Origin of the sequence: Microcella sp. (assembly GCF_019739195.1) — a bacterium.
In the GTDB taxonomy this organism is placed as follows: Bacteria; Actinomycetota; Actinomycetes; order Actinomycetales; family Microbacteriaceae; genus Microcella.
Window position 1 is genome coordinate 2,216,925 of the sequence record NZ_JAHHDS010000003.1, and the last position, 14,494, is coordinate 2,231,418.

The following is a 14,494-nucleotide window of genomic DNA, read 5'->3' on the forward strand; positions in this document are numbered from 1 at the left end:
ACTCGCATGGCCACGCTTCTCTACCGGCTCGGCCGGTTCTCATACCGACGCGCGCGACTCGTCATCATCGTCTGGGTGCTCGCGCTCGCGGCTGCCGTCGGTGCGGGAATCGGGCTCGGCGGGCAGACCGACGAGACCTTCAGCATCCCGGGCACCGAATCGCAAGTGGCGCTCGACCAGCTCAACGCCCTGTTTCCGGCCGTTGCCGGGGCGAGTGCGCAGGCCGTCGTCGTCGCGCCCGAGGGTGCGAGCGTCACAGATGAGGCCCTGCGCGACGAGATCGCGGTGCTCGTCGGCGAGCTGGAGGCCGTCGATGGTGTCGACTCGGTGCTCGGCCCGTTCGACGAGTTCGCCAGCAACCAGATCAGCGACGACGAGACGATCGCTCTCGTGCGCGTGCAGCTGGTGGGCGCGTCGAGCGACGTCAGCGAATCCACGCTCGACGAACTCATCGCAACCGCTGATGCGATCGACGCGCGCGTCGAGTTCGCCGGCCAGGTCTTTCAAGACACGACGGTGGGTCTGACCATCACCGAGGTGCTCGGCGTGCTCTTCGCGGGCGCGGTGCTCATCATCACCTTCGGTTCGCTGCGGCCCGCCTGGATGCCTCTCGCCACCGCACTTATCGGCGTCGGCATCGTCATCGGCGGCATTCTGGCACTCGCGGCCGTGCTGCCGGTCTCGAGCTCGGCGCCGCTGCTCGCGGTCATGATCGGCCTCGCGGTCGGCATCGACTATGCCCTGTTCATCTTGTCGCGCCATCGAGGGCAACTGGCGAGGGGCATGGATGCGCCCGAGTCTGCCGCGGTGGCCGTCGGCACAGCGGGCAGCGCCGTCGTGTTCGCCGGGGTGACCGTCATCATCGCGCTGCTCGGCCTGCTCGTCGTCGGCGTGCCTTTCCTGTCGGTCATGGGCATCGGCGCGGCTCTCGCCGTGCTCGTCGCCATCGCGGGCGCGGTCACGCTGCTGCCCGCGCTGCTCGGTCTCGCGGGTGCGAAGCTCGCCCCGAAAGAGGGCTCGCGCGCCTGGAAGCGTGCGCACCCGACGGCGTCGACCAGCCCGACGATGGGTCGACGCTGGGTGCGCGGCGTCATGAAGCGCCCCGTGCTCACCACGATCTCGGTCGTCGCTGTGCTCGGCGTGCTCTCGATTCCGGCGTTCTCGCTCGACCTCAATCTGCCCGACGGCGGCAGCGAGCCTGCTGGCTCGACGCAGCGCGAGGCCTACGACCTCATCGCCGAGGGCTTCGGCCCCGGCACTGCGGGTCCGCTGCTCGTGACCCTCGACATCACGCAGACGACCGATATTCTCGACGACCTCGCCGACATCCGTGCTGAGCTCGAGGGGGTCGACGGGGTCGCGAGCGTGAGCCCGGGCATCCCGTCACCGGGCCTCGAGACGGCGATCTTCCAGGTTGCTCCCGAGACCGCACCCGACGACCCCGCCACCAAGCTCGTCGTTGCCGACCTGCGCGAGCTCGCGCCGTCGATCGAAGCCGAGTTCGGCACGCCGCTGGCCGTCACGGGCGTCACAGCGATCGGCATCGACATCTCGACACGGCTCACGAACGCGCTCGTGCCGTTCGGTCTCGTCGTCGTCGGGCTCTCGGTGATTCTGCTCATGGCGGTGTTCCGATCGGTGCTCGTTCCCGTCAAGGCCGCGCTGGGCTTTCTGCTCTCGGTCGGCAGTGCGATGGGCATTACGGTCGCCGTCTTCCAGTGGGGCTGGGGCGCAGAGCTGCTGCACGCCGAGCCCGGCCCGATCTTGAGCTTCATGCCGATCATCCTCATGGCAGTGCTCTTCGGCCTCGCGATGGACTACGAGGTGTTTCTCGTCTCGGGCATGCGCGAAGAGTTCGTGCGCACGGGCGACCCGCGCACGTCGATCGAAGACGGCTTCGCGAACGGCGCGCGCGTCGTCACAGCGGCAGCGCTCATCATGTTCTTCGTCTTCGCCTCGTTCGTGCCCGAAGGCGCGGGGCTCATCAAGCCCATCGCCCTGAGCCTCGCCGTGGGCATCGCGATCGATGCCTTCATCGTGCGCATGACGCTCGGCCCTGCCCTCATGACGCTGTTCGGTCGCGCCGGCTGGTGGTTTCCGCGCGTGCTCGACCGGCTGCTGCCCGACCTCGACGTCGAGGGCGAGAAGCTGCGGCACCACCGCGATCACCGCGAATGGGCGGCACTGCAGGGCGACTCCATCATCGTCGCCGAGGGGCTGCGACTGTCGGGGTCGGATGCCCGCCTCGACGTCGTCGCGGGGCCCGGCTCGCGCATCGACCTCGTCGGCGATGCCGCCACGCGGCGACTCGTCGGCGCGACCCTCGCGGGCTACCTGCCGATCGCCGGTGGGCGCGCGGTCATCTCCGACGCTGTGCTGCCCTCCGAGGCGGGTCGTGCCTCGCGTCGGGTCACCCTCGTCGATGTGAGCGGCGACCGGCTCGCGCCCTCGGTGACGATCGGCGCGCTCGTGAGCGAGCGCATGGCTCTGGCTGCCGGATACCCTCGCGCCCCCCGTCGCGTGCGCCGCTGGCTCGGCAGACTCGCGGCGACGGTCGACGCGCTCGGCGTCGACGCCCAGGCGATCCGCGACCCCGAGAGCGGCGTCGTCGCGCTCGACGCGCGCCGACGGGCGCTCGTGCTCGCGGCCGTCGCCACACTCGACGCCACCGCCGTGATCGTGCTCGACCACCGTGACGACGCGCTCAGTGCCGCCGACATCGACCTCGCCGACGCGCTCGTGCAGCGACTCGCACCGCCCTCGGTCGTGCGTGTCTGGGGGCGCGAGCCCGGCTCTGTCGCCTCGACTGCCGCGACCACGATCGTGCTCGACGCAGTGCCGGGCTCGATCGGCACCTCGACCGACAGCGACCTTCGACCCGCCCTCGCAGACAGGAGCGACGTCTCATGACCTCGACCCCCGGCACCTCCCGCAGCTCACGGCGCGGCCTCCGCCGCTGGCTCACGCTCGCCGCGGCGGTCGTCGTGCCGCTCGCCCTTGTCGGCCTCGCGCTCGCCGCCGTCGGCAGCGATTCCGACGCGCTTGAGCGCATCCCCGCTGCCGTCGTCAATGACGACACGCTCATCACGACCACCGACGCGAACGGCGACGAGCAACTGGTCTTCGCGGGCCGGCAGCTGGTCACCGAGCTCACGGCCCCCGATGCCGACGGTTTCGACTGGACGGTCACGAACGCCGACGAGGCCGAGGCCGCTCTGGCCCGCGGCGACGTCTACGCCGTGCTGACCATTCCGCCGACGTTCTCAGAGTCGCTGCTGACGATCGGCACACCCGACCCCGTGCAGGCGCGATTGGCGATCGAGACCGACGACGCGCACAGCTATCTCGCCGGCGCTGTCGTGCAGTCCGTCGGCAGCGGCCTCGCGCAGCAGTTCGGCGCCGCGATCACGGCGCAGTACCTCGACGGGCTCACGACGGGCCTCGGCGAGCTCGGCACCGCGCTCGAGCAGGCCGCCGACGGCGCGACCCAGCTGGGCGACGGCGCGACCGATCTCAGCGTTGGCTTGAGCGACCTGAGCGACGGCGCCTCGGCCTCGGCGAGCGGCGCCCGTTCGCTCTCGAACGGCGTGCGCGACTACACCAACGGTGTCAGCGCCCTCTCATCGGGGCTCGCCGAGCTGAAGGCGGGCGCGAACCAGCTCGACCCGCTGCAGCAGGCGGCGGGCGGTCTCGTGCCGCAGTCGGGCGCGGTCGCCGGCAGCCTGGCCGCGCTCGCGCCGGCCATCGCCGCCTCCGACCTCAGCGATGCCGACAAGGCGGCGTTCCAGGCCGCGCTCGGTGACGCGCAGGTGCTCGCGGGCACCGCGGGCGCCGTGGTGCCGCAGCTGAACGGTGCGCTCGACGGCCTCCAGTCGGGCATCGCGCAGAGCGCGAGCGGGGCCGCGGCGCTCGCGGCCGGGGGAGCCGAACTGCGTGGGGGAGCCTCGTCACTTGCCTCGGGCCTCGGCAGCCTCGCCTCGGGCACCGACCAGGTCACCGCGGGCGCCGTGTCGCTCGCCGACGGTGCCGACGAGCTTGCGACCGGACTCGCAACGGGTGCCGCTGAGATTCCTGAAGCGGGAGACAGCGCGATCGCGACCGAGCCGGTCATCGTCGACGCGAGCCGCAGTAACGAGGTCGACGGCGTGGGATCGGTGATCGCCGAGACCCTCGTGCCGGTCGGTCTGTGGATCGGCGCGCTCGCGACCTTCCTCGCCCTGCGCCCCGCTGCGCGCGGCGTCATCGGCACGTCGGCGGCGGGCGGCACGATCGTGCGCCGTTCGCTCGGCCGAGCCTCGCTCATCGCGCTCGCCCAAGCGGCGCTCGTCACCCTGCTGGTGCACTTGGTGAGCGGCGTCGACTGGATGCTGATGCCGGCGACCCTCGCCCTGACGAGCGCCATCGCGCTCGCGTTCACGGCGCTGCACGCGGCGCTCACCTTGGCGCTCGGGCGCGCGGGCCTCGTGGTGTCGCTGCTGCTGCTCGCCGTGCAGCTCGTCGCGACCGGCGGCATCGTGCCGATCGCGGCTCTCGCCGATCCCTTTCCGGCGCTGAGCGCGGTGCTGCCGCTGACCTACGCGGTCGACGGCCTGCAGGCGCTCTTCGCGGGCGGCGAGCCGTCGCGCATCGTCGCCGCGTTCGGGGTGATGGTGCTGCTCGGTCTCGTCTCGCTCGCGGTCGCGCGCCTCGCGGCGGGCCGATCGCGTCGCCGCGATGCGCTCGACGCGTTCGCGCCCGCGGTCGTGACCGCCTAGCGCTCGCGCGGCGCGTCGACCGACAACGGGGCCGTGTGCTCGCGCGCGAACCGCACGGTCTCACGCAGCAGCTCGACGCGCGCGTCGTCGTCGTTGGCGCACGAGCGGGTGTTGATCTCGGCGACGATCGCGCCGTCGAAGTCGCGGTCGGCCAACGATCGCAGCACCTCGGCGACGGGCTGAGCGCCGTGCCCGGGCAGCAGGTGCTCGTCGAAGACTCGGTCGTTGGGCTCGGTCGACGAGCCGTCGCACAAGTGCACGTGCCGCAGTCGGTCGCCCCACTGCCGCGCCAGGTCGAGCGCGCTCACGCCGGCGAGTGCGGCGTGCGAGAAGTCGAGCGTCAGCGCATCGATGGCAAGGTCGCCGGGGTTCCAACTCGGGGCGTAGGCCTCGCGGTCTCGGCCGCGCACCGTGACAGGAAACATGTTCTCGACGGCGACGGTCACCCCGTGCCGCGCTTCGAGCTCACGTACCGAGGCCTCGAAGCGGCGGGCGGCAAGCATTTGCCACCGAAACGGCGGGTGCACCACCACGGTCGATGCTCCGACCCGCTGCGCGAGCGCGATGCTGCGGTCGAGCTTCACGTGCGGGTCGAGGCCGTAGACGAAGGCGGTCAAGACCAGAACGGGGGCGTGGATGCTCAGCACGGGCATCCCGTATCGCTCACTGAGTGCGCCGATGACGCGAGGGTCACGCGTATCGGGGTCGCTCGTCACCATGATCTCGACGCCATCGAAGCCGGCGTCGGCGGCGAGGCGGAAGGCGTCGTGCAGGCGACGAGGCAAGACGCTCGTGGTTCCCATTCCGATGCTGATCACGAGGACACTGTACGTCGCCGCTGTGCGCACTCCCGAGAGGCCGGAGTGAACGCTGCGTGACGTGCTTTCGAACCCGCGTCGACCGGCTCTTTCCTGAAAAGCCTCTGAGATTCGGCTGATACGGTGGCTCGCGGCGGCCCCGCCCCGACGATTTCCCACCAGGAGACGCACGAGCGACATGACCTCTGACTCACGTAGCGACGAGCACGCGCAGTACGACTTCATCGTCGTCTCGAACCGGCTGCCCGTCGATCGCGTCATCGACGCCGAGGGCGTCGAGACCTGGCAGCGGTCGCCCGGCGGTCTCGTCACGGCGCTCGAACCCGTCATGAAAGCGTCAGAGGGCGCGTGGGTCGGCTGGGCTGGCAAGCCCGACCTTCAGCTGGCGCCGTTCACCGACAACGGCACCTACCTTGTGCCCGTGCCGCTGAGCCCCGGCGAGATCGAACAGTATTACGAGGGATTCAGCAACGACACGCTGTGGCCGCTCTACCACGACGTCATTGCGCCCCCGAGCTTCCATCGCGAGTGGTGGGATGCCTATGTGTCGGTGAACCAGAGGTTCGCCGATGCGAGCGCGCGCATTGCCGCACCCGGCGCGACCGTCTGGGTGCAGGACTATCAGCTGCAGCTCGTGCCGAAGATGCTGCGCGAGCAGCGGCCCGACCTGACGATCGGGTTCTTCAACCACATCCCGTTTCCGCCCTACGGCATCTACGCGCAGCTGCCGTGGCGCAAGCAGGTCATCGAGGGGCTTTTGGGCGCCGATGTCATCGGCTTCCAGCGCGTCGCCGACGCCGGCAACTTCTCTCGAGCCGTGCGCCGACTGTTCGGCTACGCCACGCGCACTCCCGAGATCCACGTGCCCGACGGTCCGAGCGGCCACCGCAGCGTCATCGCCAAGGCATTTCCGATCTCGATCGACGTGGCGAGCTTCGAAGAGCTCGCGCGACGCCCCGATGTGCAGGCGCGCGCGCAACAGATCCGCGACGATCTCGGCAACCCGAGCACGATCATGCTCGGCGTCGACCGCCTCGACTACACGAAGGGCATCCGTCATCGTCTGAAGGCGTTCGGCGAGCTGCTGCGTGACGGCGCGACGAAGCCCGGAGAGACCGTGCTCGTGCAGGTGGCGAGCCCGAGCCGCGAGCGGGTCGCCGCCTACATGCAGCTGCGCGACGAGATCGAGCTCACGGTCGGTCGACTCAACGGCACTTACGCGACCATCAGCCATCCGGTTGTGTCGTACCTGCACCACGGCTACCCGCGCGAAGAGATGGTCGCGCTCTACCTCGCCGCCGACGTCATGCTCGTCACGGCTCTGCGCGACGGCATGAACCTCGTCGCGAAAGAGTACGTCGCGTGCCGACACGACGAAGACGGCGTGTTGCTGCTGAGCGAGTTCGCGGGGGCGGCCGACGAGCTCAAGAACGCCCTGCTCGTCAATCCGCACGACATCGACGGGCTCAAAGAATCGATGCTGCAGGCGATGCGCATGCCGCAGCGGGAACGCACGACACGGATGCGCGCTCTGCGTCGCCGGCTGGTCGACAACGATGTGGCGCGCTGGTCGCAGAGTTTTCTCGACACGCTGCGGCACGCGAACCACCACTCTGATGCCCGATGAGCGAGCGCCCGATGAGCGAGCGCCCGATGAACGAGCCCCGCGACGGCAGCGCACCCGTACGCCCGCTCGACGCCGGTCTCGTCGCTGAGCTGCGACGGTTCGCCGCTCGTGAGACTGTGCTCATTGCGCTCGACTTCGACGGCACGCTCGCGCCCGAGGTCGACGTGCCCGACGAGGCACGGGCGCTGCCCGCTGCGGTGGAGCAGCTCGAGGCCCTGCAGCGGGCACCGGGCGTCACGATCGCCTTCGTCTCTGGCCGGTCGCTCGCGAGCCTCGACGTCGTGGTGCCGCCGAGCGTGACAGCCGCGATGATCGGCTCGCACGGTCTCGAGTTGCGCCTCGCGCCGGGCGACGAGGTTCCCGCTGTTGACGCTGCCGATCGTGCGCGGGTCGAGGCGCTGCTCGACGTGCTCTCGCCCCTGGTCGACGCGGTCGAGGGTGCCTGGATCGAGCATAAGCCCGCGGGTTTCGCCGTGCACACTCGCGTGGTCGAGACGGATGCTGCGGCCGCCCTGCAGGCCGCCGTGCGCGAGGCGGCTGCCGCACTCGATGCCGGGCTCACGGTGCGCGATGGCAAGAACGTCGTCGAGTTCGCCGTGCGCGATGCCACGAAGGGCGATGGCCTGCGCGCGCTGCGATCGAGGCTGCGGCCCGACGCCGTGCTCTTCGCGGGAGACGACGTGACCGACGAAGACGCGCTCGCAGCGCTCGAGCCCGGCGATGTCGGCATCAAGGTCGGTGATGCTTCGACCGTCGCGCCGTGGCGGGTGAGAAGCCCGCAGCAGCTTGTGCTCGTGCTCGCGGCGCTCGCCGATGCGCGGCAGAGCGCCTGAGTTGGGGTCGCCGCTCCTGGAGTGTGAGTGATTCCTCGATGGCGGCCACCCGCACTCGGAAACGTCACGGGTCTCGCTCAGTAAGATGAACACATCCGGCGACCACGCCGTGACGCCCTACCCCCTTGCCGACACACCGACACCGAGGGAGGACGCATGCTCGCCGTCCTGACGGTGTTCGGGCTGGCCGCCATGGCTCTGCCGTTCTTGGCGCGCGTCATGGGCACTCGGGTCTTCTGGGTCGCCGCGCTCGTCTCGCTGGGTGCCTTCGTGCACACCCTGCTGCAGGCACCCGCGGTGCTGAGCGGCGACGCGAAGCAGCTGCCGTTTGAGCAGGTCACCTACATCGCTCAGCTGCAGTTCACCCTTGACGTTCGCATGGACACCCTGTCGTGGGTGCTCGCTCTCATCATCACGGGCATCGGCAGTCTCGTGCTGTTCTACTGCGGGTCGTACTTTCGAGACGACGAGAAGGGCTTAGGGCGGTTCGCCGCCGTGCTGCTCGCGTTCGCTGGGGCGATGTACGGGCTCGTGGTCGCCGACGACGTCTACCTGCTCTTCGTCTTCTGGGAGGCCACGAGCGTCTTCTCGTACCTGCTCATCGGGCACTACACCCACCGCAAGGCGAGTCGTGGCGCGGCCCTGCAGGCTCTCATCACCACGACCCTCGGCGGCCTCGTCATGCTCGTCGGCCTCGTGCTGCTGGCCGTGCAAGCCGACTCGTCGAGTCTCTCGGTGATTCTGGCGACGACCCCGGCGACCACCCTCACGACGGTGGCCGTATATCTCGTGCTCGTCGGCGCGCTCTCGAAGTCGGCGATCGTGCCGCTGCACTTCTGGTTGCCGGGCGCCATGGCCGCACCGACTCCGGTCAGCGCTTACCTGCATGCCGCGGCGATGGTCAAAGCGGGCATCTACCTGCTCGCACGGCTCGCGCCCGCCTTCGTCGAGGTGCCGGGATGGCGCGAAGTGCTCGTCGTGCTCGGGCTCGCCACGATGCTGCTCGGTGGGTGGGTCGCGCTCAAGCAGACCGACCTCAAGCTGCTGCTCGCGTACGGCACGGTCAGTCAGTTGGGCTTTCTCACGGTCGTCGCCAGCTTCGGAACCCGTGACAGCGCTCTCGCGGCGATCGCGCTGCTACTCGGTCACGCACTCTTCAAGGCCGCCCTGTTTCTCGTCGTCGGCATCATCGACCACGAAGCAGGAACCCGCGACCTGCGCAAGCTATCGGGATTAGGGAGGCGGTCGCCCGTTCTCGCCGTTATCGCGGGGCTCGCTCTCGCCTCGATGGCGGGCGTGCCTCCGCTCTTCGGGTTCGTCGCCAAAGAAACGGTGCTGCACGCCCTGCTCGAGGCCGCTGCCGGCCGCGGCGGTGAGCAGCTCGGCGCGAACGGCCAGCTGTGGGGGACCATCGCCGTTGTCGGTGTGCTGGTCGGCTCCGTGCTCACCGTGGCATACAGCCTGAGGTTCTTCTGGGGCGCATTCGCGCGCAAACCCGACGTGGACGACGTCACAGCGCTCGCGACCGTCAGCCGACTGTTCCTCTTCGCACCTGCCGTGCTCGCGGTGACGAGCCTCGCGCTGGGCCCGCTCGCAGGCTTCGTCAACACTGGCCTGGCGGGGTACCCGGCTCTGTTCCCCTTCGTCGGCGAAGAGCCGTACGCGCTCGCGCTCTGGCACGGCTTCGCTCCGGCGCTCGGGCTCTCGGCGATCACGATCGTCGGGGGAGCCGTGCTGTTCGTGCTGCGCACTCGTGTTGCGCGCGTGCAGGCTCGACTGTCGACGGGCCTGAACGCCTCGGACGCCTATTGGGACACCATGAGTGCCGTCGACCGCTTCGCCGCCAAGGTGACGAGCCTCACGCAGCGCGGGTCGCTGTCGTTCTACCTCGGCGTCATTCTCGTGGTCTTCGTCGGAGTCATCACGGCGGGTCTCGTGACCGGCGACAGCTGGCCGACCGAGCTGCGCGCCTGGGATCAGCCCGCACAGCTCGCCATCGGGGCCGTCATGATTGGTGCGGCCATCGCCGCCACCCAGGCGCAAAAGCGGTTCGCGGCGCTCGTGATCGTCGGTGTCACGGGCTTCGGCATGTCGGCGCTCTTCGCCCTGCAGGGCGCGCCCGATCTCGCCATCACGCAGATTCTCGTCGAGATCGTGACCCTCATCGCGTTCGTGCTCGTGCTGCGGCGCCTTCCGGCCAAACTCGGCGACCGGCACGGCAGCACGCACAAAGCGCTGCGTGCCGTGATCGCCATCAGCGTCGGCGTCGTCATGGCGCTCGTCGCCCTCATCGCGGCCGGCTCGCGCATCGCCGAGCCCATCTCGCTGGCGTGGCCCGAGTTGGCCTTCGTGCAAGGGCACGGCCGCAACATCGTCAACGTCGCGCTCGTCGACCTGCGCGGGTGGGACACCCTCGGTGAGCTCGCCGTCGTCATCGCTGCTGCGACGGGAGTCGCGAGCCTGCTCTTCTTGCGCGACCGCGGCGACACCCCGACCCGCATCGGCCGCTCAGTCATCAAGAACCGCATCGCCTCGAAGCTCGAGCGGGTGCGCGAGCTGGGCGCCGAGGGCGAGCGCCGCAATGCCTGGATTCTCGCCGGGCCCACGCTCGACCCGCGCCACCGATCCATCTTGCTCGAAGTGGTCGTGCGCCTCACCTTCCACGCCATCGTCGTCTTGTCGCTCTACCTGCTGTTCGCCGGCCACAACCTGCCGGGCGGCGGGTTCGTGGGCGGCCTCGTCGCGGGCCTGGCCCTCGTCGGGCGCTATCTCGCTGGTGGACGCTACGAGCTCGGGGTCGCCTTGCCGGTCGGCGCGGGTGCCGTGCTCGGCACGGGACTCATCATCGCCGCGGGCGCCGCGCTCGTGCCCGTGTTCTTCGGGGCGCCGCCGCTCACCTCTACCTACTGGGAGGCCGACGTCTGGCTGCTGGGCGAGATCGAGTTCGTCACCTCGACCATCTTCGACATCGGCGTCTACCTCATCGTGATCGGGCTCGTGCTCGACGTGCTGCGCAGTCTCGGCGCCGAGGTCGATCGGCAGGGCGGCGATGAGCAGGCGCCGCCCGCGCTCGCCGCGCGCGCCCGCGCTCAGAGGGAGGCCACGCGATGACCGTCTCACTCGTGCTCGTCGTCGTCATGGCGGCGCTCATCGCCAGTGGCGTGTACCTGCTGCTCGAACGCAGCCTCACGCGCGTCGTGCTCGGCTTCTTGCTCATCGGCAACGGAGTCAACCTGCTGATTCTCATCATGGCGGGCCGACCGGGCATCGCCCCGATCGTCGCCGACGGCGTGGCGCCCGACGAGTACACCGACCCGCTGCCGCAGGCCCTCATCCTCACCGCGATCGTCATCACGTTCGCCGTCTCGGCCTTCTTGCTCGCCCTCATCTACCGGTCATGGCGGCTCGCGAACGCCGACGACGTCTCGGACGACGCCGACGACGTCGCCCTGCGCGAGGGCGCCTTCTCGATGCCGGTCGAAGAGCCCGCGCCCGACGACGGCGGCACCGACTTCCCCGTCGAGCCCGACGACACCGTCATCCCGACCTCGACCGCGGGGGAGGAGCAGCGATGACCGCCCTCGTGCCCCTCGTCGTGCTCGTGCCGCTGCTCGGCGCGGCGCTGACCCTCGTGCTCGGGCGTCGAGCCCGGCCGCAGCGCATCGTCGCCGCACTCTCGCTCGTCGCCGTGCTCGCAATCGGTATCGCTCTGCTGATCGCCGTCGACACCGGTTCGCCGATCGTGGTCGAGGCCGGCAACTGGCAGGCGCCGTTCGGCATCGTGCTCATCGTCGACCGGCTCTCGGCGCTCATGATCGTGGTCTCGGCCGTCGTGCTGCTCGCCGTGCTGATCTTCTCGATCGGGCAGGGTCTCGCCGACGGTGACGACGAGACGCCCGTGTCGATCTACTACCCGACCTACCTGATTCTCACCACGGGCGTCATGGTGGCGTTCATCGCCGGCGACCTCTTCAACCTCTACGTGGGCTTCGAGATCTTGCTCGTGGCGAGCTACGTGCTCATCACGCTCGGGGGCACCGAGTCGCGCATTCGCGCCGGTGTCACCTATGTCATCGTCAGCCTGCTGTCGTCCATCTTGTTCCTCGCTGCGATCGGCATGGTCTACGGAGCGCTCGGCACCGTCAACCTGGCTCAGGTCGCGCAGCGCGTGCAAGAGCTGCCGATCGACGTGCAGATCTTGCTGCACGTCATGCTGCTCGTCGCCTTCGGCATCAAGGCCGCCGTGTTCCCGCTCTCGTTCTGGCTGCCCGACAGCTATCCGAGCGCGCCCGCACCCGTCACGGCGGCCTTCGCGGGCCTGCTCACCAAGATCGGCGTCTACGCGATCATCCGGGTCGAGACGGTCATCTTCCCGAGCCCCGAGCTCAACCCGGCTCTCATGGTGCTCGCCCTGCTGACCCTGGTGGTGGGCGCACTCGGCGCCGTCGCCCAGGCCGATATCAAGCGCATCCTGTCGTTTACGCTCGTGAGCCACATCGGCTACATGATTCTCGGCGTCGCGCTCGGCACGGTCGCGGGCACCGCGGCGGCGATCTTCTACATCGTGCATCACATCGTCGTGCAGACCACGCTCTTCCTCGCAGCGGGGCTCGTCGAGCGCGAGGCCGGCAGCACCTCCATCACGAAGATCGGCGGGCTCTTGGCGAGTGCTCCGATCGTCGCCGTGCTGTTCTTCATCCCTGCCCTCAACCTCGGTGGCATTCCGCCGTTCTCAGGCTTCATCGGCAAGCTCGGCCTCTTCCAGGCCGCGGCCGAGCAGGGCGATGCGCTCGCTTACATCCTCATCGGCGCGGGAGCACTCGTCTCGCTGCTCACCCTCTACGCGCTCGTGCGCGTCTGGAACCTCGCCTTCTGGCGGCCCGCGGGCGATGTGGAAGGCGACGAGACGCGACTGCTGCGCACCGTCGAAGAGGCGCCCCTGACGACCGGCTCGATCGCGGTCACCAGGGCGACGCCCCGACTCATGACTCTCAGCACGGGCGCCATGGTCGCGGTGGGCGTCGCCCTCACGATCTTCGCGGGGCCGCTCTACGCGATCTCCGACCGTGCCGCGCAGAACCTCGATGGCCCCGAGCCCTACATTCAGCTGCTGTTCCCCGAATTCGAAGAGGGGGTCGCCGAATGACCGACAACTCTGTCGCCGTCGTCAGCGAGCCCTCGCGTCGCGCGTCGTTCGTCGAGCAGCTGCCTCTGCTCGTCGCGCTCGTACTGCTGTGGATGCTGCTGTGGGGCTCGCTGACCCCCCTCACGATCGTGACGGGCATCATGGTCGCGATCGCCGTCACCCGCGCGTTCTACCTGCCGCCGGTCGAACTCTCCGGACGGTTCAACCCGTTCTGGTTCGCCGTCTTCCTGGGCCGGTTCTTGGGCGAACTCGCGATCGCCTCGTTTCAGGTGGCCCTGCAGGCCTTCGCCGCTACTCCGGTGCCGCGCAGCGCGATTCTGCGCATCGATCTGCGCACCCGATCCGACTTCATCATGACCGGGGTCTCGCTCGCCGTCTCGCTCGTTCCGGGTTCGCTCGTCATCGAGGTCGACCGCACAAATGCGCGGCTCTATGTGCACCAGCTCAACGCGCGCACTCCCGACGAGCTCGAGAAGGCGCGCGCGCACGTGCTGAGCCTCGAGCACGACCTGCTGCGGGCGTGGGGCTCGCGCGACGAGTGGCAGGCGGCGCGCTCATGATCGACATCGTGCTCTACGTCGCCGGCGGCATGCTCGCCATCGCCGGGCTGCTGCTGCTCTATCGCGTCGTCGTCGGGCCGTCGCTCGTCGACCGCGTCATCGCCTCTGACGTGCTGCTGACGACGCTCATCATCGTCGTGGGCGCCGAGATGGCCATCAATGGCCACACGCGCACGATTCCGCTCATGGTCGTGCTCGCCGTGATCGGCATTCTCGGCAGCGTCTCGGTCGCCCGGTTCGTGCAGCGCGCGCCGTCGACCTCAGCCTCGGGCGGAGAGGGAGAGCTGTGATCGCCGACCTGATGCGAACATCCACGACCTTCGTCGACAGCGAGCCCGTCGCGACGATTCTCGATGCCGTCGCTGCCGTCTTCATTCTTCTCGCCGCGTTCCTGACTCTCGCCGCGGCCATTGGGCTCATCAGGTTTCCGGATGCTCTCGCGCGCCTGCACGCGGCCACCAAGCCGCAGATTCTCGGCGTCATTCTCGTCGTCGTGGCGATCGCGCTCAGCGTGCGAAGTTGGGTTGTTCTGCTGCTGCTGATTCCCGTCATCGTGTTCCAGCTGCTCACGGCGCCGATCTCGGCCCACATGGTGGGTCGCGCGGGGTACCGAGCGGGCGACTACGACCCCGACACCCTCGCGGTCGACGAGCTCGCCCCGGATGTCGCGGCCGCAGGCAAGTCAGACCTGCCGGGCGGAGGCTTCGACGACGAGTCGGGCACGGCGCAGCGTCAGCAGGGCGGGCCGTAGACTCG

General features: G+C 69.4%; 11 protein-coding genes. 10 read left to right on the top strand and 1 reads right to left on the bottom strand.

What is annotated here, in order from left to right; translation table 11 throughout:
• Positions 1–6: 6 nt before the first annotated feature.
• On the top strand, positions 7–2,910 hold the full coding sequence (locus KL788_RS12470) for an MMPL family transporter (protein WP_293172204.1): 2,904 nt from the start codon (positions 7–9) through the stop codon (positions 2,908–2,910).
• Positions 2,907–4,754, top strand: coding sequence for a YhgE/Pip family protein (locus KL788_RS12475; RefSeq protein WP_293172207.1), 1,848 nt, complete (start codon positions 2,907–2,909; stop codon positions 4,752–4,754). The genes KL788_RS12470 and KL788_RS12475 overlap by 4 nt, the downstream gene beginning before the upstream one ends.
• Here the strand turns inward: KL788_RS12475 and KL788_RS12480 are convergent.
• Complete coding sequence (locus KL788_RS12480) at positions 4,751–5,572, bottom strand: sugar phosphate isomerase/epimerase family protein (protein WP_293172210.1); 822 nt, start codon at positions 5,570–5,572, stop codon at positions 4,751–4,753. The two genes, KL788_RS12475 and KL788_RS12480, sit on opposite strands and share 4 nt — an antisense overlap.
• Before the next feature lie 178 nt (positions 5,573–5,750).
• Here KL788_RS12480 and KL788_RS12485 point away from each other — a divergent pair, with 178 nt between their 5' ends.
• From KL788_RS12485 to mnhG, 8 genes are all read left to right on the top strand, one after another.
• On the top strand, positions 5,751–7,199 hold the full coding sequence (locus KL788_RS12485; RefSeq protein ID WP_293172213.1) for an alpha,alpha-trehalose-phosphate synthase (UDP-forming): 1,449 nt from the start codon (positions 5,751–5,753) through the stop codon (positions 7,197–7,199).
• Positions 7,196–8,032 (top strand): trehalose-phosphatase, encoded by an 837-nt coding sequence (gene otsB / locus KL788_RS12490; protein WP_293172216.1) that lies wholly within the window; start codon positions 7,196–7,198, stop codon positions 8,030–8,032. Before KL788_RS12485 ends, otsB begins: the two co-directional genes overlap by 4 nt.
• A gap of 156 nt (positions 8,033–8,188) precedes the next feature.
• Positions 8,189–11,143: a Na+/H+ antiporter subunit A gene (locus KL788_RS12495; RefSeq protein ID WP_293172219.1), complete on the top strand. Its 2,955-nt coding sequence runs from the start codon at positions 8,189–8,191 to the stop codon at positions 11,141–11,143.
• Positions 11,140–11,607 (top strand): Na(+)/H(+) antiporter subunit C, encoded by a 468-nt coding sequence (locus tag KL788_RS12500; RefSeq protein ID WP_293172222.1) that lies wholly within the window; start codon positions 11,140–11,142, stop codon positions 11,605–11,607. The genes KL788_RS12495 and KL788_RS12500 overlap by 4 nt, the downstream gene beginning before the upstream one ends.
• A complete protein-coding gene (locus KL788_RS12505; protein ID WP_293172225.1) occupies positions 11,604–13,178 on the top strand; it encodes a Na+/H+ antiporter subunit D in 1,575 nt (524 codons plus the stop codon). Before KL788_RS12500 ends, KL788_RS12505 begins: the two co-directional genes overlap by 4 nt.
• The gene (locus KL788_RS12510; protein ID WP_293172228.1) at positions 13,175–13,738 is read left to right on the top strand and encodes a Na+/H+ antiporter subunit E; all 564 of its coding nucleotides are present in this window, start codon (positions 13,175–13,177) and stop codon (positions 13,736–13,738) included. The genes KL788_RS12505 and KL788_RS12510 overlap by 4 nt, the downstream gene beginning before the upstream one ends.
• On the top strand, positions 13,735–14,028 hold the full coding sequence (locus tag KL788_RS12515; protein ID WP_293172231.1) for a monovalent cation/H+ antiporter complex subunit F: 294 nt from the start codon (positions 13,735–13,737) through the stop codon (positions 14,026–14,028). Before KL788_RS12510 ends, KL788_RS12515 begins: the two co-directional genes overlap by 4 nt.
• Positions 14,025–14,489, top strand: coding sequence for a monovalent cation/H(+) antiporter subunit G (mnhG, locus tag KL788_RS12520; protein ID WP_293172234.1), 465 nt, complete (start codon positions 14,025–14,027; stop codon positions 14,487–14,489). The genes KL788_RS12515 and mnhG overlap by 4 nt, the downstream gene beginning before the upstream one ends.
• Positions 14,490–14,494: the final 5 nt, after the last annotated feature.

Excerpts from the sequence above, each read along its gene's own strand:
- KL788_RS12470 (WP_293172204.1), top strand. The coding sequence starts at position 7 with ATGGCCACGCTTCTCTACCGGCTCGGCCGGTTCTCATACCGACGCGCG.
- KL788_RS12475 (WP_293172207.1), top strand. The coding sequence starts at position 2,907 with ATGACCTCGACCCCCGGCACCTCCCGCAGCTCACGGCGCGGCCTCCGC.
- KL788_RS12485 (WP_293172213.1), top strand. The coding sequence starts at position 5,751 with ATGACCTCTGACTCACGTAGCGACGAGCACGCGCAGTACGACTTCATC.
- otsB (WP_293172216.1), top strand. The coding sequence starts at position 7,196 with ATGAGCGAGCGCCCGATGAGCGAGCGCCCGATGAACGAGCCCCGCGAC.
- KL788_RS12495 (WP_293172219.1), top strand. The coding sequence starts at position 8,189 with ATGCTCGCCGTCCTGACGGTGTTCGGGCTGGCCGCCATGGCTCTGCCG.
- KL788_RS12500 (WP_293172222.1), top strand. The coding sequence starts at position 11,140 with ATGACCGTCTCACTCGTGCTCGTCGTCGTCATGGCGGCGCTCATCGCC.
- KL788_RS12505 (WP_293172225.1), top strand. The coding sequence starts at position 11,604 with ATGACCGCCCTCGTGCCCCTCGTCGTGCTCGTGCCGCTGCTCGGCGCG.
- KL788_RS12510 (WP_293172228.1), top strand. The coding sequence starts at position 13,175 with ATGACCGACAACTCTGTCGCCGTCGTCAGCGAGCCCTCGCGTCGCGCG.
- KL788_RS12515 (WP_293172231.1), top strand. The coding sequence starts at position 13,735 with ATGATCGACATCGTGCTCTACGTCGCCGGCGGCATGCTCGCCATCGCC.